General features: G+C 47.1%; 18 protein-coding genes. 14 read left to right on the forward strand and 4 right to left on the reverse strand.

Annotated features, from left to right (window positions below; all coding sequences use genetic code 11):
- The first annotated feature begins 58 nt into the window (after window positions 1–58).
- Entirely contained in the window at window positions 59–727 is a 669-nt protein-coding gene (locus tag CXK86_RS23175; RefSeq protein WP_036606151.1) for a pectate lyase, read from the forward strand.
- 175 nt (window positions 728–902) lie between these two features.
- Here the strand turns inward: CXK86_RS23175 and CXK86_RS23180 are convergent, their stop codons facing one another.
- Window positions 903–1,856, reverse strand: coding sequence for a copper amine oxidase N-terminal domain-containing protein (locus tag CXK86_RS23180; protein WP_101314599.1), 954 nt, complete (start codon window positions 1,854–1,856; stop codon window positions 903–905).
- A 506-nt stretch (window positions 1,857–2,362) separates the two neighbouring features.
- On the opposite strand from CXK86_RS23180, the gene CXK86_RS23185 reads away from it, so the two are divergent.
- The 10 genes from CXK86_RS23185 (at window position 2,363) to CXK86_RS23230 (ending at window position 16,434) form a co-directional block, all read left to right on the forward strand.
- A complete protein-coding gene (locus CXK86_RS23185; protein ID WP_036672660.1) occupies window positions 2,363–2,956 on the forward strand; it encodes an ECF transporter S component in 594 nt (197 codons plus the stop codon).
- On the forward strand, window positions 2,957–4,528 hold the full coding sequence (locus CXK86_RS23190) for an ABC transporter ATP-binding protein (protein WP_101314600.1): 1,572 nt from the start codon (window positions 2,957–2,959) through the stop codon (window positions 4,526–4,528). It begins immediately after the preceding gene.
- Complete coding sequence (locus CXK86_RS23195; RefSeq protein WP_101314601.1) at window positions 4,503–5,297, forward strand: energy-coupling factor transporter transmembrane component T family protein; 795 nt, start codon at window positions 4,503–4,505, stop codon at window positions 5,295–5,297. The genes CXK86_RS23190 and CXK86_RS23195 overlap by 26 nt, the downstream gene beginning before the upstream one ends.
- Window positions 5,298–5,398: 101 nt before the next feature.
- Window positions 5,399–7,702, forward strand: a complete 2,304-nt coding sequence (locus CXK86_RS23200) for an outer membrane protein assembly factor BamB family protein (protein ID WP_101314602.1) — start codon at window positions 5,399–5,401, stop codon at window positions 7,700–7,702.
- A 131-nt stretch (window positions 7,703–7,833) separates the two neighbouring features.
- A complete protein-coding gene (locus CXK86_RS23205) occupies window positions 7,834–8,643 on the forward strand; it encodes a methionine ABC transporter ATP-binding protein (protein ID WP_053061448.1) in 810 nt (269 codons plus the stop codon).
- Window positions 8,640–9,311, forward strand: a complete 672-nt coding sequence (locus CXK86_RS23210; protein WP_047841707.1) for a methionine ABC transporter permease — start codon at window positions 8,640–8,642, stop codon at window positions 9,309–9,311. Before CXK86_RS23205 ends, CXK86_RS23210 begins: the two co-directional genes overlap by 4 nt.
- A 64-nt stretch (window positions 9,312–9,375) precedes the next feature.
- Complete coding sequence (locus CXK86_RS23215) at window positions 9,376–10,215, forward strand: MetQ/NlpA family ABC transporter substrate-binding protein (protein ID WP_047841708.1); 840 nt, start codon at window positions 9,376–9,378, stop codon at window positions 10,213–10,215.
- 423 nt (window positions 10,216–10,638) lie between these two features.
- Window positions 10,639–12,636: a methyl-accepting chemotaxis protein gene (locus CXK86_RS23220; RefSeq protein ID WP_101314603.1), complete on the forward strand. Its 1,998-nt coding sequence runs from the start codon at window positions 10,639–10,641 to the stop codon at window positions 12,634–12,636.
- A gap of 71 nt (window positions 12,637–12,707) precedes the next feature.
- Window positions 12,708–13,013 carry a PAS domain-containing protein gene (locus CXK86_RS23225; protein WP_036672654.1) on the forward strand — a complete coding sequence of 102 codons (306 nt, stop codon included), beginning with the start codon at window positions 12,708–12,710 and terminating at the stop codon, window positions 13,011–13,013.
- A gap of 259 nt (window positions 13,014–13,272) precedes the next feature.
- Window positions 13,273–16,434: a hybrid sensor histidine kinase/response regulator gene (locus CXK86_RS23230; RefSeq protein WP_180361852.1), complete on the forward strand. Its 3,162-nt coding sequence runs from the start codon at window positions 13,273–13,275 to the stop codon at window positions 16,432–16,434.
- Between the two features lie 21 nt (window positions 16,435–16,455).
- Here CXK86_RS23230 and CXK86_RS23235 read toward each other — a convergent pair whose 3' ends face one another.
- Together CXK86_RS23235 and CXK86_RS23240 are read right to left on the reverse strand one after the other, a co-directional pair.
- Window positions 16,456–17,130: a response regulator transcription factor gene (locus CXK86_RS23235; protein WP_047841709.1), complete on the reverse strand. Its 675-nt coding sequence runs from the start codon at window positions 17,128–17,130 to the stop codon at window positions 16,456–16,458.
- A gap of 134 nt (window positions 17,131–17,264) precedes the next feature.
- Complete coding sequence (locus tag CXK86_RS23240) at window positions 17,265–18,128, reverse strand: helix-turn-helix transcriptional regulator (RefSeq protein ID WP_101314720.1); 864 nt, start codon at window positions 18,126–18,128, stop codon at window positions 17,265–17,267.
- 138 nt (window positions 18,129–18,266) lie between these two features.
- Between CXK86_RS23240 and fabF the strand changes: the two genes are divergently transcribed.
- Window positions 18,267–19,505, forward strand: coding sequence for a beta-ketoacyl-ACP synthase II (gene fabF, locus CXK86_RS23245; protein ID WP_047841710.1), 1,239 nt, complete (start codon window positions 18,267–18,269; stop codon window positions 19,503–19,505).
- Window positions 19,506–19,628: 123 nt separating this feature from the next.
- Here fabF and CXK86_RS23250 read toward each other — a convergent pair whose 3' ends face one another.
- Window positions 19,629–20,858, reverse strand: coding sequence for a nitrate/nitrite transporter (locus tag CXK86_RS23250; RefSeq protein WP_047844097.1), 1,230 nt, complete (start codon window positions 20,856–20,858; stop codon window positions 19,629–19,631).
- A gap of 426 nt (window positions 20,859–21,284) precedes the next feature.
- Here CXK86_RS23250 and nirB point away from each other — a divergent pair, with 426 nt between their 5' ends.
- Both nirB and nasC read left to right on the forward strand, forming a co-directional pair.
- Entirely contained in the window at window positions 21,285–23,399 is a 2,115-nt protein-coding gene (gene nirB, locus CXK86_RS23255; RefSeq protein WP_101314604.1) for a nitrite reductase large subunit NirB, read from the forward strand.
- Window positions 23,400–23,420: 21 nt separating this feature from the next.
- A complete protein-coding gene (gene nasC / locus CXK86_RS23260; RefSeq protein ID WP_101314721.1) occupies window positions 23,421–25,553 on the forward strand; it encodes an assimilatory nitrate reductase catalytic subunit NasC in 2,133 nt (710 codons plus the stop codon).
- The last annotated feature ends 195 nt before the right edge of the window (window positions 25,554–25,748 follow it).

Here is a 25,748-nt window from a genome sequence, read left to right on the forward strand (position 1 = left end):
GGACAAGCTCAGCCTTGTACAATACTAAAAAACAAGAGAATAAGGGAGGAATAAAGTTATGAAAAAAATGTTGACGTTGTTACTGTCTGCTGGTTTGGTTGCTTCTATATTTGGTGCAGTTCCGGCTGCGGCTGCGCCTACGGTTGTAAATTCAACTATTGTTGTTCCAAAGGGCACGACCTATGATGGTCAAGGCAAAACATTTGTAGCTAATCCTTCCACACTGGGCGACGGATCTCAAGCAGAAAATCAGAAGCCAGTCTTCCGTCTGGAGGCAGGGGCCACGCTCAAAAACGTAAACATTGGATCACCAGCTGCTGATGGTGTTCACTGTTATGGCAACTGTAATATATCGAATGTGGTCTGGCAGGACGTGGGCGAGGATGCACTGACATTGAAGTCTGCCGGAACGGTTAACATTACCGGTGGAGCAGCGTATAAGGCTTATGATAAAGTGTTCCAGATGAATGCAGCTGGAACAATTAACATCAAAAATTTCCGTGCAGATGATATTGGCAAACTGGTTCGCCAAAATGGTGGAACTTCCTTTGCAGTTAACATGACGCTGGATAACTCCAACATTTCCAATGTGAAAGATTCGATTATGCGTACAGACAGCAGCACATCACAAGGGAAAATTACGAATACCCGCTATTCCAAAGTGCCAACCCTATTCAAGGGATTTGCTTCAGGTAAGACCAGTCAATCCGGCAATACGCAATATTAAACAGGAGATTGAATCGCTGGAGTTGGTAAAAGTTAAGCTCCACTTGTGATTTGAAGTTAAAATATAACGCCAAAAAGAGCGTCCCAAGGTCATTGCCACAATGACTTTGAGGGCGCTCTTTGTAATGCAGATGTGATAATTTCTGCTGAGCAATGTCTTATAGAGGATGCTCAGACTATTTCTCTCCCGGAACTTCAACGATGACTTTGCCTTTCTCGGGGACAACAGAACCGGTATCGATAGAGCCCAATTTGTTCATGATCTCGTAAGAGGTTTCTTCAAGCATGCGAGAGTACTTGAATGATACGAGTGTTTGACCTGTTACGGAAGGACGAGTCCCTGCTTCAGCAACGGCTTTGTTTTTAATAAAGAACAGGTCACCGATGGTTCCGGCATTTTTGCTGATGTTAGCCTGCCATTGTAACAGTGCACTTCCATTTTTAAGGATATAATAACTGATCAGATCGTTATCCTCAACAACGAAGAAACGATCTTTTTTACCTTGCTCAAAGATGTATTCAATGGATGAATCCACCGGACCCAAAGGATTGCGAATGTCCAGACGTGCTTGTCCCAGTTCAGAGAAACGTGGCAGATGCAGTGCGGCTTCACGCGCCACAGTCAGATCGGAACTGTTATATTCTTTTACAATCGTAGCATCGGTAGTGTAAATGTAGGCTTCCTTGGCCTTCTGGTTCCACTGCACCTTGGCACCAAAAGCTTCACCGATGGCACGGAGCGGAAGCATCGCTTTACCATTCACCAGAATCGGCGCTGAGGATAATGTCGCATTCTGACCGTTTTTCTTCATTGTTTTGCTGTTAGGTGTAAGGACATACTTATCGCTGCCTGTGCTAATGCTGATCTCTTTTGTTTTGTTATTGTAACCAAACGTATAGTTGCCGAGGAATTGAAGCTCCGTCAATGCCACGTACGTAATACCCTGCCGTATTACAACATCATATTGAGCTTGAACATTGTTAATATAAGCTGTCGGTTTAGGTTTAGTTGCTGCGGCTTCCGCCACAGTGGATGAGAGTAAGGCAGGTGCCGTGCCTGCGGTGAGTATCGAAGCGGCAAGGACCATTTGCCATGTTTTAAGCTGCCAAATAGAATTGTAATCTTTCATCACTATCAATCTCCCTTCTAATGTTTAAGACGGATCACATAACCTGAATGTTTCATATTATGGAAAGTGAACCATCAGATTCTTTCCCCTGTTACCCCAAATGAAGCATGATGATTTTTCTAGGGATTGCCACAAATACCCATCTGATGTACATTAGAAGCAATGAAATAAGTGAACCGGGAGCTCAATGAAGTTGGGCTGAGAGAGTGGCCTTGTGCCGCTGACCGTACATCTGATCTGGGTAATGCCAGCGTAGAGAACATGGATTTGCGATATGTAAGGGTGAATTGTGGGAATGAACGTGGATGAACAACAGACCTCTTTGAACTGTGGTGATGTATCTGCCAGGGCGGAGGGGGGGCTGGTTGATATTCCGTATTTTCGACATCCATCCCATACATCATTGTGAGGATTGTACACTGTACGTAAGGCCTTCCCGGAACCGGGGAGGCTTTTTCGTTTATTATGATAAACCCCACAGGGAACAAAGGAAGGACGTAGAGAACATGGCAACAACAGCAGGCAACAAGCGATTGAAACTAACGGATATTCTGGTAACCATCGTGATCGCAGTAGTGTTTGGGGTGATTTACAAGATATGGGGACCTACATATGACTTGATGAAACCATTTGGCGTTCATGCGGAGCAGATGATCTACGGCATGTGGTTTATGGCGGGCACGTTTGCTTTTGTTATCATTCGTAAACCAGGCGTGGCTATTCTTGCCGAAGTTGCGGCTTCAACGGTAAGTGCTTTCTTGGGTAGTGAATGGGGCATGTCGACACTGGTGTATGGCCTGTTGCAAGGATTGGGAGCTGAGATATTCTTCGCCGCATTTTTGTATCGCAAAACCAATCTGTTTGTCACCTGTCTTGCAGCCATAGGAGCTGCAGCGGCTTCGCTTTTGCTGGATTACCAATACGGGTATATTGATTCACTCTCGGCGTGGAATTATACGCTATTTATCGGATTCCGCTTCATTGGAAGTATTCTGATTGCTGGAGTGTTTGCTTATTATCTTGCCAAAGCATTGGAACTAACCGGTGTAACGCGTTCACTCAGACCGGTATCCAAACAAGATTATGAGGCGCTGGATTAGATGAACGGGGAAGAGAATTCGCAAGCGGTAAGTGTGACTAATCTAAGATGCAAGTTCCCGGGAGAGAAAGCCTTGGTATTTCAAGGCTTGTCTCTTTCTGTGCGTCAAGGAGAGAAAGTGCTGTTGCTTGGCCCGAGTGGCTCCGGTAAATCAACGTTATTGCAAATTCTGAGCGGTTTGATACCACGTTCGGTTGAGATTCCGATGAAATGTGATGATATTCAGGTTCCCGCCAAAGCAGGAGTGGTCTTTCAAGATCCGGATACCCAGTTCTGTATGTCATTTACAGATGAAGAGATCGCATTTGTTCTGGAAAACCGAAATATTCCGCGTGAAGAGATGCCTGCTCTGATTGAATATTATCTGAAACAAGTGGGGTTATCCTTTGAACAGAATCGTGTATTGATCCAGTCCATGTCTCAGGGGATGAAGCAGCGTCTTGCGATTGCTTCGATGCTTGCCATGGACCCGGAGGTATTGTTTTTGGATGAACCCACTGCACTGCTGGATGATGAGGGGACTTCCCAGGTGTGGGATACGGTCAGACGGATCGCCAGTGACAAAACAATCATCATCGTTGAACACAAAATAAACAAGATTGTGGATATGGTCGACCGCATCATTGTGTTATCACCTGAAGGAAAGATTGTGGCGGATGGGCCAGCACAGCAGGTATTTACGCATGAACGGGAAAAGCTGAAGGCTTATGGAATCTGGTATCCAGGCATATGGGAGGAGCAAGAGCAGGCAGCTAAGCAAGAAGAGGGAAGTGCTTCTGGAGAGATTCAAGTGTGTGTGGATCACGGCATCTCAAATTTGGAAGCACAGCGATCGTCTGGCTTATCCGATACACCGGGTATATCCCCCATATCTCACGACTCATCCTTTTCGCCTGTATCTCCCGCCTATCTGCCTGCACTGGACTTGCAGCAGTTCACCGGATGGCGTGGGAAAACACCTTTCATTCAGGTGGAGCAGGCCAAGGTATGGCATGGAGACTGGATTGGTATTGTCGGAGCCAACGGTGCAGGCAAGAGTTCGTTGTTGTTATCTCTGATGAATATCCTGAAAACAACAGGTCATTATGAGGTGGAAGGTCAGCCTTCTGGCAAAACGGAGCAGCTTGCAGATCGAATCGCGTTTGTATTTCAGAACCCGGAGTTTCAATTTGTGACCAACACCGTCGCGGAAGAAGTGGAATTCTCATTGCTGGGGGGCAGGCTGACAACGGAAGAAAGACTTGTCAGGACAAATCATATGTTGAATCAATTTGGGCTAATCGACCTCTCCGAGCGTCATCCCTACCAATTATCGATGGGGCAGAAACGACGCTTGAGCGTTGCCTCTGCACTGGTGAGAGAGCAGCGAATACTGCTGTTGGATGAACCTACTTTTGGACAGGATGCCCGCAATACGTTTGCCATGTTAGCACAGCTGGAGCAATTGCGGAGAGAGGGAACAGCCATTGTTATGGTTACCCATGATCGTGAAATTGTAAAAAGATATTGCACCCGAATCTGGATGGTGGATGAGGGGAGGTTAACTGATGCAACTGTCGTTTCCTCACCGTGAAACCTGGCTTCATAACGTCAACCCGGGATTAAAGATGATCATTCTGACGATGATGTTTGTCATCGTTATCCTCATTCACAATCTGAATGTAATGGCCAACGTTGCGGTGGCGATGATGTTATTACTGTGCTGGACAGGTCATCCGTGGTACAGATTGATGCTGTACGCATCACCATTCATTCTGGTGTTTATCTCCACGTCTACAGGTATGATGATGTTTGGTAAGGGCGAGACCACATGGTATAAGTGGGGACTGATCCACATAACCGAAGAGAGTTTCTATCGCGGTCTACACTTGGGTTTTCGCTCGCTGACTATGGCCGCGGCAGGGTTACTCTTTGGTCTTACGACCAAGCCTGTGAGACTGTTTTATTCACTGATGCAGCAGTGGCGGCTTCCCGCAAAATATGCCTATAGCTTTCTGGCCGCGATGCGCATGATCCCCATTTTGCTGGATGAATTCCAGACGCTCCGTTATGCGATTCGTATTCGTGGAACACAGCAACGCGGCTCTCGCTGGAATGTGTATGGTACACTCAAGCGTTACGCTATTCCGCTGCTGGCACAGAGCATTCGCCGTGCACAGCGAATGGCGGTAGCAATGGAAGCGAAAGGGTTCACAGATGGCGCGAGCCGCACGTATTACATTCAGATTGGCTATTCGCGAGCTGATCTGTGGTTTGTATTTTATTATATGCTCACCTTAACGGCTGCTTATTACATCGGGGTTACCTTTCCTTATCATGCTACGATGGTGGATGTAAGGTAATACAGGCAGATAGATAGAAATATATTGAGGTAAACGGTAACCTTTTCCTTTTTACTGCGTCTCTATTGGAAATAACTTCTAATGAATGGGGATGAACGAGAGTGAAGACGGGTCCTGACTGGCAGAGAACGGGGTACAAATGGATTACCATGACTGGATTATCAGCTGTGCTGTTGACGGGCTGGATGCTGCTGGATTCCAAAATGGTCGCCCTTGAAGGACAAGCTTTGGCTACAACGCCACAAGCATTGGGGGAAAGTTCCCAAGTCTTAACTGCAAAGTTAGCTTACAAACAAGGAGACACCGTTACGCTTATTAATGACATCCCTCTGTTCAAAAACAGAAGGGACGGCAGTGTGGCTGCTGACAAGCTGGGGATTGAATACTATACAACAAAAAACGAAAAGTATACGTTGGCCTCGGTTCGAGGTGAGTGGGTGCAGCTTAAGTCAACCGATCATGGAAACTTTTGGCTGCCAAGTTGGTATGCACTGAAGGAGAGCAGAAGTATGACGGAAACAGCTCCCCAAAGCTTCACACTCCAATCAGGCAGCAAGCTGTATCTGGCACCAGATAGTTCTACAACCTGGTCTTTTGAGAAAGTGCTAACAGATAAGGCTGTTATTGTTGCAAAGTGGAAAGGCTGGTATGGGGTATCCATTGCTCCACGAGTCTGGAATAAAGAATCCTCCACGTATCGGCCAGGACTCTTCTGGATCAAGGCACAGGCTATAGAACAGCGGATGAATGTGGCTGATGGCTGGTTCAATCAGGAGGCATCGCTGCCAACTTCGGTTATACGCCATCTGACAGATATTAAGCTGAACAAGGCAACCACCTCCAAACAAGTGGCTGGGTGGTTAGGCGAGCCGGATTGGAAAGAGAGTTCAAGCAATCTAAATTTCACGGGTTATTCAATGAGTATTGGACAGACCTGGAGATATGAGCGGGAAGATGCGCAATTTCTGGTCACATTAAACAAGAATGGCAGACTGGCCAGAACACGCTGGAATTTAGCACAGGATAATCGAAATGCTGTTGTTTCCGATTGGAACATCAGTCGGGCGGATGAATATGGGTTCACAACAAAAATCTATGGCACAACACTGCCAACGACAATCCCTTGGAAACCGGTATGGACCAACCAGGGGGATATTAACTACACTTTTTTACAAGCAGCCACGGATGATGTGCTTCTGATGAAAGGGGATGACGGTGGATTCAGCGGGGATTACTACGAAGGTTCCATATATGCTCTTGACCGACATTCGGGCCAGAAATTATGGGGGATTAATGGGGGCTTTGGAAGACAGCAGGCAGAGGTGGATGCAGAGCGCAAATACGTTACAATCTACACCGATTATGACCCTGATAAGAAAAAATACGTGGATCTTATTCGTCATCTGAACTTGAAGAACGGAAAGGTCATGTGGACGTACACTCCTAAGCAAAATTTTAGACTAAATGGCATCACCGCTGCGAAGAACGTTGTGGTTGTGGATAAGCCGGTTGTTGAGAGCTCAAGCAACAGTTGGTTAACGGTTCTGGACAGTTCAAACGGAAAAACATTGTGGACGCGAAAACTGGCTACGGGTTATGAATTATTGAATAAGAGTGCAGATGACCCCTATGTGTTGTATTGGGAAAAGAATAAGCTGGTTGCAGTCGATCCGCAATCAGGGCGAACCGTATGGAGCTTAAAGGGCAAACGATCCACTATAGAACAATTTTGGAATGATCCATATACTGGTGGAATTGAACGTCTTGATCCCTTTGCAACCACGAATGCTGAAAGATGGCTATCACTAGATAATCAGTGGCTTCTGCTTGATCTGAACACGGGGAAAAAGCTTGCCCAATTCCCTGCTCGGGTAGGACAGAGATTTGAGGAGCTGAATGATGGCATGTTGTTGATCCGTGAGAATAAAAACGGCGATCATTACGGAGAATATGCAGATTTTACAACTACCCTGTATGATGCCAAGACAGGCAAAACACGCTGGACGATCAAGGGCAAGATTGAACGAGGACTGGTGGAAGAGGATCAGTTGTATGTGATTAAGAACGGTTATCCAGCGGCTTTGGATTATAAAACGGGGGAGACGCGTTGGAATGCCAAAGATACGATTGCAACACTAAGGCATCCGACGAATCAGGGAAGTTATCTGGTCATTGATGATCAGTTGCTGTTGCCCATGGACGAAAATCTTCTCGTGATGAATAAAAAGAATGGAGCACTGTTAGGTCGTATACATGACGTTGTGATGGGAAACCCGGAGCACCGGGACCGGGATGCGAAGAACGGAATGATTAACCGGATCGGTAATGAAGTGTATGTGGGTTCGTCGAACGGACGTTTTCGTGTATATGAAGCCAGCCGCCTGCAGGAGGCAATCTCACCTTAAAAGCTTGTCTCGTAAGGGATGTTGATTTATTATAAATGAACAGGCTTGCTCGCGCTCCGGTTATCGGCTGTGCGGGCTTTCTTCATGTGTTCTTGAAGAACCATGCATGATCATTCACGGGAGGACTCTCCATGATCTCATTATATGGTGTAAGCAAACGTTATAACGAGCGCGGTTCCCGTGCAGATCAGGGATTCGAAGCATTAAGCTCGGTGTCCCTCGAAGTGGGACAAGGAGAAATACATGGCATCATCGGATCAAGTGGTGCAGGCAAATCCACACTTCTGCGGATGCTCAACGGATTGGAAAAGCCGGATGATGGTGAAGTTGTTGTGAATGGGCAGCACTTGACCCAGATGAATGAACAGAGTCTGCGTCAGGCACGAAGATCCATTGGCATGATCTTTCAACACTTCAATCTTGTCAGTAACCGAACGGTGAGTGGCAATGTCTGCATGCCATTGGAGCTTGCGGGTATGCCCCGTGCGCAGCGAGTTGAACGTGGACTTGAGGTGCTGCGGTTTGTTGGACTGGAAGACAAGGCGGGTCAATATCCTGCTCAGCTTAGCGGAGGACAGAAGCAGCGTGTGGCGATTGCACGAGCGCTGGCCAGTCGTCCGGATGTGCTGCTCTGTGATGAACCGACCTCTTCGCTTGATCCACAGACCACGAACGGTATCCTGGATGTGCTGCGTCATATCAATGAAACGCTGGGCGTGACCATTGTTGTAGTAACGCATGAGATGGAAGTGGCTCGCAGACTATGTCACAGGATATCCGTCATGAAGGATGGGCGACTCGTTCGTACGTTGTCTAAAGCGGAAGTGAGCAGTATCCCTGCTCCGCAGCCTGATCTGCTGACCTCCTTGCTTGCGGGTGACGAATACGGGATGACAGGTTCGTCTCTGTTCCGTCAGGCAGAACAGGAGGACAAGTCATGAGGTTACCTGAGTCTGTGCTGAAATATCAGCATGAGATATGGCAGGCGATCGGAGAGACTTTTGTCATGGTGGGTATCTCCATTGCGGCAGCTGTTCTGATCGGGTTACCTCTGGGTACACTGCTGTACTTATTCCGGAGAGGACAACGGTATCAGAATCAAACGCTGTCCTTTGTACTTGGCAGTGTCGTTAACATCGTTCGTTCGTTTCCGTTCTTACTGCTGGTTGTATTCATGATTCCATTCACACGGATTGTTGTGGGAACGTCCATAGGTACGCTGGCGGCAACCGTGCCACTCTCGGTCATTGCAATTGCCTACTACGCCAGACTGGTGGAACAAGCGTTGTTGGATGTACCGAGGGGAGTGGTTGAAGCGGCTGCTTCCATGGGGGCATCGACGATGCAACTTGTGGTGAAATTCTTGTACGTGGAGGCACGATCTGGTCTTGTACTGGGACTCACGACAGCTACGATTAGCTTCATCTCCTACTCGACGGTGATGGGCATTGTAGGTGGCGGCGGGGTTGGCGATTTTGCCATTCGCTACGGTTATCAGCGCTTCGAAACGGAGATTATGGTATTTACGATCATCATTATGATTATCCTGGTACAGATGATCCAATTCACAGGCAGCAGACTGTCCCACTGGCTGGATCGCAGATCCTGAACGGTTGGACCGTGCATTATTACGAATAACCAATACAGATTATACGATGAGGGGTAGACATGAAATGAAAATGAAAATGATGCTTATGTTGCTTGCAGTAATGCTGGTTGTAGCTGCTTGTGGCAAAAAAGAAGAAACACCTGCGGCTGAAGGAACAAAAGAAGATACACAAGCTGCACAAGAAGTTACGCTGAAGGTAGCCACGTTGATTCCACCGATGACAGATGTGCTCGATATTGTTAAACCGCTATTGAAGGAAGATGGCGTTAACCTGGAAGTTGTTGTGTTATCAGATAACGTACAGCCGAATACGGCACTGGCGAACAAGGAAGTGGATGCAAATTTCTTCCAACACGTGCCTTACATGACCCAGTATAATGAAGCGAACAATGCCAATCTGGTGGCTGTACAGCCTATCTATAATGCCATTTATGGCGGCTACTCCAAAAAGTACAAAACGATTGAGGAATTGCCAGAAGGTGCAACGATTGCAATTGCAAACGATCCTTCCAACATTGGTCGCTCTCTTGTGATGCTGGAGCAGAACGGATTGATTAAGCTGAAAGAGGGTGTAGGTTTTAACGCCACACAGGCAGACATCACCGAGAATACAAAGAACTTCAAGTTTGAGGAAGTGGACTTGTTGATGCTGGCTCGCATGATGGATGATGCTGATCTGGTAGCCATGACTCCGGCATATGCCAGTCCGCTCGGTCTTACACCGAAAAAGGATGCATTGTTAACCGAGAAGGATGATTCCCATTTTGCAATCACCATGGTTGCTCGTGAGGATAATAAGGACTCCGAAGCGATCCAGAAGCTGGCTAAACGCATGGCGGGTCCAGAGGTCAAAGCCTTCTTCGAAGAGAAATATGCAGATATCGCGATCCCGGCATTTAAATAGAGAATACGTTGGTCCAATGTAAATAACCTTTAGATCTGAGCGATAACGCTTGGATCTTTTTTTGTCGTCCGCGTGCTTATTAACAAGTATTTAGAAAGTTAACAATTTGGTCATATCCCCGGAACACTTTATTTAATAGTTTTTTCGTATAATTTGTTTGAAAATAGTTCTTTTGGATTATAAATTAAGAGATTTGTTCGAGTTTTGTAGTGTAAAGAGTGTTTTTCACAAGAAGTGAGACCTAGTTTTTTGAAAAGATGGTTTACAATCTATGAGAGCTATACAAGAGTTATATAAGTTGTATGAATCATTCAGCGATTGGAAGGTTGTTCTGTCATCGGAGTGGCAAGTGTAAATAATCACTAGTTCAACTTATAAGTAGATCAAGTAAAACTAAAATTAATCTGGAAGAGGTAGAGAAATTTGTCCCGAAAAAATAGCAAATCGACCTGGTTCAACAAGATGCATAAGAACTTTAAGACCAAGCTGGTGGTGTCCTTTATTGCTTTCCTGGCCATTCCTTCGTTCAGTATTGGAGTTTTATCGTATAACAGTGCAAAAGATGAAGTGGAGAAGCAAATTTTACATAGTGCGATGGAAAATGTGAACCTTGCCAGTGCAACGATAGATCTTTCAGTCAATGCCAAGCGGAATCACATCGAATATTATGCGAATACACTTGCAGAGCAATTACGACAAGAAGATGCCGAGGTTCGGGTTGTGAACGAATTGAAGGGGTATGCCGCACAGAACAAAGATATCATCACCATAGGTGTAGGCACAGAGGCAGGTGTGTATCTGATGTCCTCTGATGCGGAGATGCCTGAAGATTACGATCCGCGAACAAGACCATGGTACACAGAAGCGATGAGTACTCCACAGCAGGTCATTGTTACAGACCCTTATGTTTCTGCCGAGACAAAAGAGATTACCATTACGATTGCGAAGGCACTGGCAGACCAATCTGGTGTGGTCCAATTGGATCTTAATCTGTCGGACATTAGTCAATTGGTTAGCGGAATTAAAGTAGGAGAAAAGGGACATCTGATTCTGCTGGATGCCAGCGAAAAGTATATCTATCATCCGACGATGGAACCTGGAACAGATGCAACAGAAGATTTTTGGACACAAGTGTATACGAATGAATCCGGTAACTTCAACTATACCTTTGATCAGGTTGATAAGGTCATGTATTACGCCACGAATGCATCCACGGGATGGAAGGTCGCAGGCACCATGTTTTCTTCTGAAGTAGAGGATGCCGCTGCGCCTATTCTGAATCGAACGATTATGGTCATCGTTTCCTGTCTTGTCATCGGAATTTTGATCATCTGGCTCGTGATGCGATCGATTGTTAAACCGATTCGTCAATTGAAGGATCAGGCGATTCAGGTGAGCGAAGGAGATCTAACCCAGACCATTACAAGCACAAGTAATGATGAAATAGGTGAACTGAGTGAGGCTTTTGGCAAAATGCAGAGCAATCTGCGTGTGTTGATTCAAAATGTGGAGAACAGCGCCAGTCAGGTAGTCATCTCATCGGATGAAATGACTCAGAGTGCGGAGTCAACCAGTGTAGCCAGTGAGCAGGTAGCGCGAGCCATTCAGGAAATTGCGAGTGGTGCGGAGAAACAGACCGAAGGTATTGAACATAACCATCAGGCCATGAATGAAATTACGATTGGTATTACAAGAATCGCCGAACGTTCCATACATGTCGCTGATTTGGCGAAACATACAACCGTACAAGCAGAAGAAGGCGGCAAAACCGTCAAACAGACGGTGAGTCAGATGCAATCGATTCAAGAGACGGTAGAACAGACAAACCAATTGATTCAGGCGTTATATGAACGATCACACCAAATTTCAGCGATCACGGAGTTAATCGGAAATATAGCCAAACAGACAAACTTGCTCGCGCTGAACGCATCCATTGAAGCTGCTCGTGCAGGTACACATGGCAATGGATTCGCCGTTGTAGCAGCAGAGGTTCGCAAGTTGGCAGAGCAATCCGGGCAGTCCGTCAATGAAATCACCGTGCTGACTACGGCGGTACAGGAAGATATGGCTGCTTCCGTTCGCATGATGGAGAAGGTGACTTCAGAGGTTGGAGAGGGCATGGACATCTCTACAGAAGCGATTCGGAAGTTTGAACGTATTCTGGATAGCATGCGGGAAACGACACCTCAGATTGAAGAGATTGCTGCCACGTCGCAAGAGATCACAGCAGGTGTGCAGGAAGTATCTGCTGTATCCAATGAGTTGGCAGGTATTGCGTCAGGCAACGCCGCAACTTCCGAAGAAGTGGCCGCTTCCTCAGAGGAGCAACTGGCAGCGATGGAGCAGATTTCTTCCTCGGCTCGTGGCTTGTCTACCCTGGCTGAAGAACTGCAGCGCCTGATTAGACAGTTTAAGTATTAACGGGATCGTAGAAGAGAGATATCACACAGGGACAGCATCACATCATGTTTCATTAGAGGGAGTGGACAACCATGCAACTGGAACTCAAAGCCTTCTTACTGCTAACGGATGCGGTCATGATTACAGATGAGGAGGGTGTGATTCTGGATGTGAATTCCGTTTATGTAACCAAAACAGGATTCTCACGGGAGAGCACTATAGGTCAGCCTGCCCGATTGCTAATGGATACCCACTGGAGAGGCAATCAGACCTGGTCCGGCGTTGCCAAACTGATGAAGGCTGATCAGGAAGTGTGGGAAGCCCAAGTTACGATTACATCGGTTCATTTGGATGATTCTCTTTTTTATATCAGCATATTTAATGATGAATTTTCATGAAAAAAAACGTTGTTTGGTGATAAGGGGATGTTAGCTGAAAGCAGTAATTATTTTCGAAAAAATGGTCAATATCGTCAATTGAATAAGGGAGCACGGCATACTATGATTTGTGTACTGAGGAACTGCGACCATGAATCTGACAACATTCATTGAATGCATGAAATCCTGAAGTCGTAATGTGGACGGTGACCATTTGCTACGCGATCTTGTATTAAATTTCACGCTAATTTTGATCTTTGTTTTCCTAATTCATCACTATTTGAACCATACAAATGCTACCCGTTCAACATCCATCACGACTCGAATCATTATTGGTATTACGCTGAGCATGTTGGGCACGGCGCTCTATTATTTCTCTATTGTGCTTGAGGATGGTACATTGTTGAATTTCCGGGCCATTGTGTATCTGCTTGCTGCTTATTTTGGTGGGAGTGGCTCTGCTTTCGTTACTTTTGCATTCATGTGGATGTTTCGGATTAATATGGGGCGTAATCCCTTGTTGGAGAACTGGCAGTATGCGTTGACAGAGTTGTTATTTGTCGTAGCCATATGTCTGATCTTTAAGTATATCAGGGGATTTATACAGAAGTGGTTGTCCGGAGCGTTGCTGTTGATTACTGTGTATGAGTTTTCTGCACTAAAGACAAATTCCCCTTCTCTGCTAATGATGGGGCAGATTCTCTTTTTTCAATGTATCTGCCTGCTGTCCGTCATATTATTCCTGTATTATCTGAACCAAAATCATCGATATAGGAGATTGGTCATTCAGAGGGATCAGGAAATGCTGGAGATGCTTCGTATGCAGCCGGGTTTTACTTTTAAAATCCGAAAACAGAACGGAAAATTCGAGTATCTTGTGCTTGAGGGAGAGATGCTCTCCCGACTGGGCTTGGATATGAGTAGTCTGAAGCAAGATTACAAACTGGGCACATTGGATATTTTACCTCAGGAAAAGGTAGAATTTCTGCGAAAGCAGTTTAACCGGGCATGGGAAGGGGAATCTTTTTTTTACGAGATTGAGCATGGAGGTTACTATTCGCTGGTGAACGTTCGCCCTCTGCGAGAAGAGGGTGTGGTGAAATATGTCGTGGGATATGGACTTGATATTACGGAACACAGAGCGGTTAAACGAAGGATTCAAGAAAGTGAAGAGCGATATCGAACACTTGAGCGAGTGTCGGCAGACTGGTTTGTCGGTTTGGATAACAACAGATGTATTGTTTCAGTGAATCAGAAATTTCTCGATGTTCTCGGTCTCGGCAGGCAGGATGTGATTGGGCGTCAGCTTGAAGAATTGTTGTTCATTGAGCAGCTGGAGAACTGGTTGTTCGTTTTCCAAAAAGCCTTACATCACAATATAGCACTGGATACGGAACTGAGTTTCATTGTTGGAGAAGGTCGTGAGCAGCATGTTCGGGTTCACCTATCCCCTGTTAAAGTATTAAACTCGAGTGAGAAAATCAAGGCAGTCATTCAAGACATTTCGGATCACTATAGACGTGTTAAGGCTGACAAAGCAAGCCAGGCGAAGAGTGAGTTTCTCGCATTCATGAGCCACGAGATTCGTACCCCACTGAGCGGTATTATCAACTTTTCGTTGTTGCTTCAACGAACAGATCTATCTCCACAACAAAAGGATTATTTGAGTAAAATCAATGCGTCCTCCCAAACCTTGCTTACCCTCGTAAATGATATTCTTGATTTTTCGAAAATTGAGGCAGGCAAGCTGATGTTGGAGAAGGTCTCTTTTTCACCAGAGGATGTGATCAAACGTGTGGCAGATCAGATCGGTGTGGCCATCGGGCACAAAGATATCGAAGTGATCTTTACAACCGATCCCGATCTGCCATTAACGGTGATTGGTGATCCGTTCCGACTTGAACAGGTGTTATTGAATCTGCTCAGTAACGCGATTAAATTTACGGAGCATGGATATGTAACGTTGCAGGTAGAGGTTCTTTCATTGGAGGCGGAGCGAGTTCATGTCCGTTTTGAGGTACAGGACACGGGAATCGGAATGTCACCCGAACAATTGGAACGGCTCTTTGTCCCGTTTACTCAAGCGGAACCCTCGACGTATCGAACATATGGTGGCTCTGGTCTTGGGCTGGTCATCTGTTATCTTCTGGTCACCTCTTTGGGAGGAAGCTTGCGGGTGGATAGTGTGCTGGGAGAGTACAGTCTGTTTTCATTCGACTTGATATTTGAACTTGCAGATTCAGAAGAAGAAGAGAGTTTCTCCCTGCAGACACACCCTCTCCTATATGGTGCGAATGATGTGGTTATCATTGAAGATGATGAACGGATGGGCGCAAATCTGAAGCAGCTGCTCTATTCATTCGGGATGAATCCGACGCTGTATACTTCCTTGAACCATATGATGGAAAGTGATTGGTATGTCCATCATGTAGATGGGGCAAGTTCGATGTTGATCATGTTGGATATGGATGCAGAGGAGACCGTCAACGGATCGTCATGGGACAGTTTCATGAAGCGAATGAATCAAACCAAATTTCAAATGGTGGGTTATACCCATGCTTTTAGTGAAAATGCCCTGTGGAGTGAGGAGAGATCCTTTCGCCCGGATCTCATGATGATCAAACCGATTACACGTCTGGGATTGTTCGAAGTATTACTTGCACTTCAGGGTGAAGGGCCATTGGAGAAAAAGCGGATGATAGAAGGCGATGAATCCTACTTGCTTAAATCCAAAGGGCACATTCTGATCGCTGAAGATCATGAAATCAATCAACTGGTCATTCGGGCCATGCTGGAACATACCGGATTCAAGGTGACACTGGCAGACAGTGGCACAGAGGTTTTGAAGAAATTGGACGAACAAACATGGGAACTGATTCTGATGGATCTCTATATGCCAGATATGAACGGAATTGATGCAGCGCGACACATTCGCAAGATGAGGAAATATGATCGTACACCTATTATTGCGCTTACAGCGAATAGTTTAAAAAGCGACCATGAATTATATCTTGAAGCAGGCATGAATGCCATACTGACTAAGCCCATACATGAACAGCAGCTCGCAGACATTTTGGAGATATGGATTGATCTAAAAGGCATAAGAGAAATCAATGGAATTGATGCAGATAAGGCGATTAGACAGATGGACGGCAAGCCACATATTCTGCAATATGCGCTCACGAAATTCAGAATGGAGTATGGCTCGTTTCAAAAAAAACTGGCGATTCAGCTTCAGCAACAGCAGATTGCTGATGTCATTCGTAGTGTTCATTCTCTTCGAGGCGTAGCTGCGAATCTGCATGCAGTGGACCTGATGTGTGCAGTTCTCCAATTGGAATCGCTCTTGTTCCGTCCGTTGTTCAAAGAAGAGGAACAGCGTTCAGTATTGGAGAAGGTACAACAGGAAATTGATAAAATTACCGAGTCTCTTCCATGGTGATCGGAATGAAGCTGTGTTGTTTTAAGGTGTGAACTTATATCCGACCCCCCAAATGGTTTGAATGTATTGGGGGTTTTTTGGATTGACCTCAATTTTTTTGCGAAGTTTGGTAATGTGCACATCGATGGTGCGATCATTAATGTAGGCATCAATACCACGAATGGCTTCAATTAGGGCATACCGACTGTAGACTTTGCCAGGATTGAGAATAAACAGCTTCATGATCTCAAATTCGGAGAACGTCATCTCCACGCGCTGGTTATTTAACAGAACAGTTCTTCGGGCCAGATCGAGAGATATTCCGGATTCCTGTTCAGTGACAACAGAGCTGTTCAATATAGAGTAACGACGCAATACGGCCTCAATACGTGCCTTCAGCTCCTGCATACTGAAAGGCTTACATACATAGTCATCAGCCCCGTCTGTTAATGATCGAATCCGCTCAGAAACCTCGGTTAAGGAAGAGATGACAATGATGGGGATTGCCGTATGTTGGCGCATGAGAGAACTAGGATTCTTATTACCCGAATCAGGGAGCATCAAGTCAAGAAGCAGGATATCAGGCCGCGCTTGAAGCTGTAGAAGACCATCTCTTGCGTTATCGACACGGATAACATCATACCCTTCACCTTGCAAATACAAGGATAATGTATCGCCTAACATGTTGTCGTCCTCTATGATAAGCACTTTCGTCATGATATTCCTTTCTGAACCCCCTTCTTGTAGAAGGACTAAGATCCATGGATTACTTAATATACCTGATATTTAAAACATGCAACATGAGGATGTCAAGACTCTAACATGACTCCAAGAAGGTGAGAGACTCCGATTTAATGTTTGCCAAGATGTGAATCGGTTTCACGCTCGATCAGGCGCATCAGTTTGCGCTCGGTAGCGCTCTCTGGCGCAGGGGTGTAGACACTGCATCGCAGATCGGAACTACCCTGAACCTGCAACGAAGTCAGATCAAACAACATTTTGCCTGCTTTGGAATGCCTGAACTCGATTAATACGTCCGGGGCACTGCTGACGCTGCTTTGTTTCCAAAGGGTATGAAAATCGGGATGTCTGTTCATCATGTCATCCAAAAATAAATTATACCATTCATCATCAACATACTGGCCATAGTAAGCACGAAAAATCGCCAGAAATCCGCTAACAAAATCCTCCCAGTTTACCGCGAGCCTGCGAAACTCCTTTCGATCAAATAACAGACTGATCATATTCCGCTGTTCGGGGGCAATCTGTTCAAAATCGATAAAAACATGCCGGGCTGCATCATTCCAGCCGACAATGTAACAACGCCGATCCGAGATCACGGTAGGGCAGTGATGAAGTTCTTGCAAAATTTTCTGTAAGGAAGGGTGAAGTTGAACCGGTTCTTCTTCCAGTGTGGGCAGCTCCGTATGATGCTCCATGGCGAGCGAAAACAGATACTTTCGTTCATCGGCAGTAAGCCTCAGTGCCGAAGCAATGTTATCCAACACGGAATGGGATACCTGAATATCCCGACCTTGTTCAAGCCAGGTATACCATGTTGTACTCACTCCTGCCAGTTGGGAAACCTCTTCTCTCCTCAGCCCAGGCGTTCTTCTCCGACTTCCAGTGGGTAAACCGACCGATTCGGGAGAAATTTTGGAACGCTGTGTTTTCAGAAAAGTGGACAATGCCTGCAACCTGACATCGTAGTTCAATCCATCACCTTCAATCATCGTTATCATGGTAGTCATTATACTATTATAATTGACAACTTGTAATAGGATATTCAAAAGTGCACTATTAGTGGCAGAGCGTAAGAGTAAGGTAGACAACAGCGCTGAAGGAGGATGGACATGGAACGAGTCGTGATTACAGGAATGGGAGTTATCTCTCCTTTGGGAAATGATGTAGATACATTCTGGAATGGATTAATTGAGGGTAGATCAGGTGTATCACCTATAGAACATTTTGATACAGCTTCGTACAAAACCAGAATGGCAGGAGTGGTCCGTGATTTTGATGGTGAAGAGCGTTTTGGACGCAAGGAAGCAAGACGTATGGATCGATTCGTTCAATTTGCTGTTGCTGCTGCGGATCAGGCTGTATCACAATCGGGTCTTGTGATGGATGAAATGGACCGTGAACGGGTAGGTGTATATATTGGTTCAGGCATAGGCGGCATCCAGACATTGATGGAACAAGGCAAGGTCCTGTCAGATCGGGGACCTGCGCGAGTCAGCCCAACACTGGTACCGATGATGATCTCCAATATGGCGGCAGCTATGGTCAGTATGAGGTTTGGTTGCTGGGGACCGACATTATCGCCAGTAACAGCTTGTTCCATTGGAAATACAGCCATTGGAGAAGCTTTCCGGTTAATTCGTCATGGCGGAGCCGATGTCATTATTGCTGGAGGGACAGAAGCGGCTGTAACCGAAGTGTCACTGGCAAGCTTCGGTAATGCGACAGCGTTGTCTACACGAAATGAAGCGTTCCAAGCAGCCAGCCGTCCATTTGATGCAGGGAGAGACGGTTTTGTCATGGCGGAGGGCGCCGGAATTCTGGTCGTGGAATCACTGTCTCATGCACTGGGAAGAGGGGCGAATATTCTTGCCGAAGTGATTGGATATGGTGCCAGTTCAGATGCGTATCATATGGTAGCTACCCACCCGGAAGGGCGGGGTGCATATCTGGCGATGAAAGCATCACTGAAAGAAGCTCAGATTGGACCTGAGGACATTGATGTGATTAACGCTCATGCCACCAGTACGGAAGCAGGTGATCTGTCTGAGACAAGAGCGATTAAGCAACTTTTCGGGACAGGTGCCTATGATATTCCGGTCACAGCGAATAAGTCCATGACGGGACATATGCTTGGTGCAGCAGGTGGAGCAGAGGCGATCTCACTTATTCAAAGTCTGCGGCATGGCATCATTCCTCCAACCATCAATCAGGAGCAGAGGGACCCTGAATGTGATCTGGATTATGTACCAAACGAGGCAAGAAAAGCAGAGTTGCGGATTGGGATGTCTAATTCCTTTGGTTTTGGCGGTCATAATGCGGTTATTGTTCTTCAAAAGTATTCATCTTAAGCAAAAAAGCAGCTTTAAGCAGAAAAAACAGCGTAGCCCCATCGGGCTGCGCTGTTCTTTGCTTACTTTGACTTCGGGATCATCCACATACACCGTACCATTGGTTAACGGCCGAGTGGTTGCTCAGGAAGAAAGGGATGTCGATTCCGCCATGCCTTTGTTACCTCGGCTCAACCAGCTCACACGCCAGCGGGATTGCATGAAGAGAACCAGGAACAGGGAAGCTGCTGCAATCAGGCTAAGAATGACAAAACCTGGTGTATAGGATTGATAGCTGCTATACAGTTGACCGAGAATCAGCGGCAGTGCATACCCGCCCAATCCGCCAGCGGCACCCACAATACCTGTCATCAGGCCAATCTCATTGCCGAAACGTTGGGGAACCAGTTGGAACACAGAGCCATTTCCGGCTCCCAGACACATCATACCGAGGAACAGCATGACTACTACCACAGGAAGCGGTGGCATGAAGGATACTCCGATCAACATGATGCAGGCTCCAGTGTACAGGAAAGTCAGCATGCGGGTTCCGCCAATTTTGTCCGCCAGATAACCCCCTACAGGCCGGAAGAAACTGCCTGCGATTACACAGAAGGTGGTAATGTCAGCGGCACGAACTGGAGAGAGCCCATACTGGGTGTTGAAGAAGATGGTGAGATAGTTACATAATCCAACGAAGCCACCAAAGGTCACACAATAGAAGGCACAGAATACCCAAGCATCTTTTTGTTTAAGCAGACTTCCATATTGGGACAATTTCTTGGGTTCAGGCCGGTTAGGGCTATTCTTGGCAAAGATAGAAAAGAGGATGAATACAATAACGATCGGTATAATAGCAAGTCCGAACACAACTTCCCAGCTGCCAAAATGCGTAGCCAAGCGATTGGCAAACAACGTCGCGAGTACGGTTCCGCTGTTACCCGCCCCGGCAATACCCATGGCCAGACCCTGATGCTCCTTGCCATACCATTGGCCTGCCAGAGGTAGCGCAGCAGCAAAGGAGGCGCCTGCAACACCAAGCAAGAGTGCCACCACGTACAGTTGGCTTAAAGAGTCGACCCATAACCAGCCGAGTAACAAAGGAACTAAGGTGACGAGCATCCCGATCTGTGCGGTCAGTTTCGGACCAATATAATCAGACATGAAGCCAAGCACAAGGCGCAGGATGGAACCGCCGAGAATAGGCAATGCGACCAGATTGGCCTTTTCCAGTGGAGTCATCGGATAGTCCAATGCAATGACAACTGCGAGTGGACCAAGCATCCCCCATATCATAAAACTGATGTCAAAATACATAAACGCCCCGAAGAGGGTGGGCTTATGCCCGCTTTTCCAAAAACTTTTGCTCTCCATCATCCATCATCGCTCCTCATCCAATTGAGATCTTCGTGATTTGTCTATGTGCGTGTTGAGGCAGAAAAAGGCCGCAATTCGTCCAGATCTGAACGATTTGCGGCCCCGTTGCCGACAGGCGGTACACGTCATTGTGTTCCCGCATCTGAGTTGATCACAGCACTGTGATTTTGATTCAAATTATAATCAAGCGAAAATGTATATGTCAATAAAAATTACATGGAATTTTAAATAATTCATTTTTTAAGCGTTAGTCGCAATTTTAATGTTAATTTAGTTGACATTATATTGAGATTCCCTTAATCTGAATCTAATATGAATCCACACAAAGGCGTGTGGATTCCGGAGGCAACGGTGCCCTTTTCCGAATCATGGAGAAGGGATTTTTCTGTTTATTTTCAGGTGAGAGAGATAGGGGGGCAGCCCATGAGCAGAAGCAAACTGGTGATTATCGGGAATGGCATGGCTGGAGTGAAGTGTGTCGAAGAGATTATCGCACTGGAGCCTGATACGTATGAGATTGTAATCTACGGCAATGAACCCCGTCCCAACTACAATCGGATCATGTTATCAAAAGTGTTGCAGGGTGAGCATTCGTTACAGGATATCATTATCAATGATTGGACTTGGTACGCCGAGCATCATATACGGCTATGTACAGGTGAAACGGTACACCGTATTGATACCCGTGGAAAATATATAGAGACGGAATCCGGACTAAAAGAAACCTATGATGTCCTGATTCTGGCGACAGGGTCTTCACCTTTTATCCCACCGATTCCGGGAATTGATAAAGAGCGGGTCATGTCCTTCCGAACGATTGACGATTGTGCGCGCATGTCTGATTATTCCAAAACATATCGCAAGGCCGCCGTCATTGGTGGTGGATTGCTTGGGTTGGAGGCTGCACGCGGGTTGCTGCATCTGGGCATGGAAGCTGTGGTGGTCCATAACGCACATTACATTATGAACCGGCAGTTGGATCAGAAGGCTGCCGCGATGCTTCAACAGGAACTTGAAGGGCAGGGTATGTCCTTTCTTTTGGCTAAAAATACGCAGAAAATTACCGGACGATCACAGGCTCAGGGCCTTCAGTTCACAGATGGTTCCAAGCTTGAAGCACAGGTTGTCATTGTGGCTGTAGGAATTCGGCCAAATGTGGACCTGGCCAGACGAAGTGGAATCGCCACCAATCGGGCAATTATGGTAGATGACTATATGCGCACCAGTGTACCGGGTATTTACGCAGTTGGGGAATGTGCTGAACATCGGGGAATTAGTTATGGTCTGGTGGCCCCCTTATACGAACAGGGGAAGGTACTCGCACGTACACTCTGTGGACAGGAAACGCCTGAATACAAAGGATCTATTCCCTACTCACAGTTGAAGGTATCGGGGGTTGATGTTTTCTCGGCCGGCGAGATCAGTGGTGAAGGCATGCAGACCGCAATTCAACATCTGGATGGCATTCAAGGCACATATAAAAAAGTACTGATGCAGGCTGGCAAAGTGCGTGGAGCTATTTTATTTGGAAATACAACCGAAGGAACGGCGTTGCTTGGACTTGTGCAACGAGGTGCGGATGTGGCGGAATTGGCTCCGCGTGAAGGGGCTCGGGACCCGGCTGAGATGGCTGCTGCGGCATTACCGGCTCAGGAGACCGTATGTGCCTGCAACAATGTGACCAAGGCTGCCATTATGAAAGCTATTCAGGAACAGGGTCTCGAGACAGCAGATCAGGTGAAGGAGCAGACCAAGGCGTCAGGTTCATGCGGTGGCTGTCGCCCGATGATGGCTGCTCTGTTGAAACATACGCATAACCTGAAAAATAACGGGGGTACTGGCGTGGTAGCTACACCGGATAAACCTGCTCCAATGCCTGTGTGCAGTTGTACGGCGCTTGGGCATGCAGAACTGAAGGAAATACTGGCTGACATCGATGTTCTGGAGACAGGGCTACCAGAGATATCTTTGATCTTGCAGAAGCTGGGTTGGGGTTCGGAGCTTGGTTGCACGGTGTGTCGCCCCGTAATTCATTATTACTTACAGGTATCCGGTGGAACGATGGTTGTTCGAGAGCTGGAAGGTCACTCAGAGATTCAGGTACGCTGGGATGATCAGATCCCCCTTTCATCCTATGCAAGAGATGCCAGGGGGCTGGCTGCACAGCTTCGTGCGAGTTGGATCGGCGCAGCAATGCCGTCGCCCGTGAATGTAGGAGTCGCACCAGGGCCGGGATCATTGGTGAGCGCACTGGTGCAGGATATCGGCTTGTTGGCTTCACCAGCTGGGTGGGAGATCTACGCAGGCGGTCATGCAGAGCATCCAGTCAAACAAGGTGGCTTGATTGGGGTGGCTGAAACAGAGGTGCAAGCGGCCACACTCGCATCAGCCTGCCTTCAATGGTATCGCCAAACCGCTTGGTATGATGAGCCGTTATGGGCATGGACGGAACGATTGGGATTCATGTCGATTCGGGAAACGTTGCTGGATGACCAGTTGCAGAAGGAACTGGCAGCTACACTTCAAGCTGATATATAGATGAAAGGCGGGGATGGAAAGATGGGATTATCCGTGAGTTCAGAACCAACAGCCTCTAAGCTGTATGTAAAGGAGACCCAGTGTCCTTATTGCAGTGTGCAGTGCAAGATGACTGTTGAAGAACTGGCTGCACCTGTTGCAGGCCAGCGACGTGGTGAGTATACGGTTCAGGGTGTTCCGAATGAAGCCTCTCAGGGCAGGTTGTGTGTGAAGGGCATGAATGCGCATCAACATGCGCTCAGTGGTCAACGATTAATGCATCCACTCATTCGTCGTAATGGCGAGCTTGAACCCTGTTCCTGGGAAGAGGCCATTCAGACCATTGCAGAGCGATTTCAGGACTTGAAAGATTCATACGGAGCAGATACGGTCGGAGTATACGGAGGAGGATCTTTAACAAATGAGACAGCCTACCTGCTCGGAAAATTTGCCCGGGTTGCATTGCGGACAAAGTATATCGACTATAATGGACGGTTCTGCATGTCAGCTGCGGCTTCAGCTGGCAGTAAAGTGTTTGGGATGGATCGTGGATTGACGTTCCGTCTGTCCGATATTCCCAAGGCAGGTTGTATAGTACTCGCAGGTACCAATATTGCCGAATGCCAACCTACCCTTCTGCCATACTTCAATCAGGCGAAGGAGAACGGGGCGTTCATTATCGTTATTGATCCACGCAAGACGACAACCGCTGCCATTGCCGACCTTCATTTGCAGGTGAAGCCTGGCATGGATGCTCTGCTGGCGGATACCATGTTGAAGGTGATTATGGATGCCGGATTGGTGGACCCTCATTTTATAGGCAAACGAACGCATGGGTACGAGCAATTGATACAAGGGTTGGCTGATCTGCAACTCGAAAAGGCGGCACAAGCGTGCGGGGTTGATCTGGCGCTGATTCGTCAGGCGGCGATGGCTTACGGTGAGGCAGAGACAGGCATGATCATGACAGCACGTGGTGTGGAGCAGCAGACGGATGGACATATGGCAGTGAGACACTTTCTGAACCTGGTGCTCGCGACTGGCAAAATTGGTAGAGAAGGCTGCGGATATGGTGCCATCACAGGTCAAGGCAATGGGCAGGGCGGACGGGAGCATGGGCAGAAGGCTGACCAGCTGCCGGGCTATCGATCCATTGAAAATGAAGCAGATCGTGCCTATGTGGCATCCGTCTGGGGTGTGGACCCTGCAAGTTTGCCAGGCAAAGGGGTATCCGCCTACGAGATGATGGAGAAGGTTCATGATCAGGAGATTCGGGCGTTGCTTGTAATGGGCTCCAACCCGGTCGTATCCAATCCCAATGTGCGTTTGGTGGAAGAAGGTCTGCGCAAGCTGGACTTTCTGATCGTGGCAGATATGTTCCTGTCCGAGACAGCACGCATGGCTGATCTGGTTCTCCCGGTTACATCTTATATGGAGAATGAAGGTACACTGACCAATCTGGAGGGGCGTGTTCTGCTCCGTGAACAGGGGCGGCCTGCGCCGGGAGAAACGCTCGATGATTGGGAGATATTATGCCGGATTGCCGCGCAATTGGGTAAAGCTTTTTATTTTGAATATGACACTGCTGAGGATATCTTTAATGAGCTTCGGGTGGCGAGTCGTGGCGGAGTGGCTGATTACTATGGCATTACCTATGAGCGTTTGCGTAACGAGAAAGGGGTATACTGGCCGTGTTCTGCCCTGGAGGATCAGGGAGAAGGACTGCTGTTCGGTGAACGATTCGCTCACCCGGACGGCAAAGCGGCATTCACATTTGAATCCAGCCCGGGCTGGAATGATATATCTTCGGAGTTCCCCTTAATTCTCACCAATGGGCGTGTGCTGCCTCATTATCTTACAGGGGTGCAGACACATCGCAGTCCGGCACTGGCAGCTCGTGAATTGGAGAACTTTGTTGAACTTCACCCGGCTACCGCTGCCCGTTATCGTATTCACGATGGAGAGTGGGTAGAGATTCAATCGACGTACGGAAGCTTCACGGTTCGTTCGCGTATCAAAGATTCGATTCGGGAGGATACCTTGTTCGTGCCGATGCATTGGGGCGGCATTCAGAATGTGAATCGGGCCACCAGACCAGAGCTGGATCCGTTCTGCCGGATGCCTGGGTTCAAGACAGCAGCTGTAACCATTCGACCGTTGCGTCTGGCGAGATGATTCATACAGGTTTCAGTTTATAAAGGTTCTCAGGCATCATAAGCTGTTCTAATGGTAGCTTAGCAGCTGCACAGTCCATATTTATATGACACTGTGCGGCTTTTTTTGCGTATATGTACGCAAGTAGGCCCTAGTTCCGTGGTTCCACGTAAACATGAGGATTGGCTCATGAATATGGATTGAATTTTAGTTATG

Source organism: Paenibacillus sp. BGI2013, from assembly GCF_002843485.1.
GTDB lineage: Bacteria > Bacillota > Bacilli > Paenibacillales > Paenibacillaceae > Paenibacillus > Paenibacillus amylolyticus.

Excerpts from the sequence above, each read along its gene's own strand:
- CXK86_RS23210 (WP_047841707.1), top strand. The coding sequence starts at position 8,640 with ATGAGGTTACCTGAGTCTGTGCTGAAATATCAGCATGAGATATGGCAG.
- CXK86_RS23205 (WP_053061448.1), top strand. The coding sequence starts at position 7,834 with ATGATCTCATTATATGGTGTAAGCAAACGTTATAACGAGCGCGGTTCC.
- CXK86_RS23215 (WP_047841708.1), top strand. The coding sequence starts at position 9,376 with ATGAAAATGAAAATGATGCTTATGTTGCTTGCAGTAATGCTGGTTGTA.
- CXK86_RS23185 (WP_036672660.1), top strand. The coding sequence starts at position 2,363 with ATGGCAACAACAGCAGGCAACAAGCGATTGAAACTAACGGATATTCTG.
- nirB (WP_101314604.1), top strand. The coding sequence starts at position 21,285 with ATGAGCAGAAGCAAACTGGTGATTATCGGGAATGGCATGGCTGGAGTG.
- CXK86_RS23175 (WP_036606151.1), top strand. The coding sequence starts at position 59 with ATGAAAAAAATGTTGACGTTGTTACTGTCTGCTGGTTTGGTTGCTTCT.
- CXK86_RS23195 (WP_101314601.1), top strand. The coding sequence starts at position 4,503 with ATGCAACTGTCGTTTCCTCACCGTGAAACCTGGCTTCATAACGTCAAC.
- CXK86_RS23250 (WP_047844097.1), bottom strand. The coding sequence starts at position 20,858 with ATGGAGAGCAAAAGTTTTTGGAAAAGCGGGCATAAGCCCACCCTCTTC.
- CXK86_RS23180 (WP_101314599.1), bottom strand. The coding sequence starts at position 1,856 with ATGAAAGATTACAATTCTATTTGGCAGCTTAAAACATGGCAAATGGTC.
- fabF (WP_047841710.1), top strand. The coding sequence starts at position 18,267 with ATGGAACGAGTCGTGATTACAGGAATGGGAGTTATCTCTCCTTTGGGA.
- CXK86_RS23225 (WP_036672654.1), top strand. The coding sequence starts at position 12,708 with ATGCAACTGGAACTCAAAGCCTTCTTACTGCTAACGGATGCGGTCATG.
- CXK86_RS23190 (WP_101314600.1), top strand. The coding sequence starts at position 2,957 with ATGAACGGGGAAGAGAATTCGCAAGCGGTAAGTGTGACTAATCTAAGA.
- CXK86_RS23235 (WP_047841709.1), bottom strand. The coding sequence starts at position 17,130 with ATGACGAAAGTGCTTATCATAGAGGACGACAACATGTTAGGCGATACA.
- nasC (WP_101314721.1), top strand. The coding sequence starts at position 23,421 with ATGGGATTATCCGTGAGTTCAGAACCAACAGCCTCTAAGCTGTATGTA.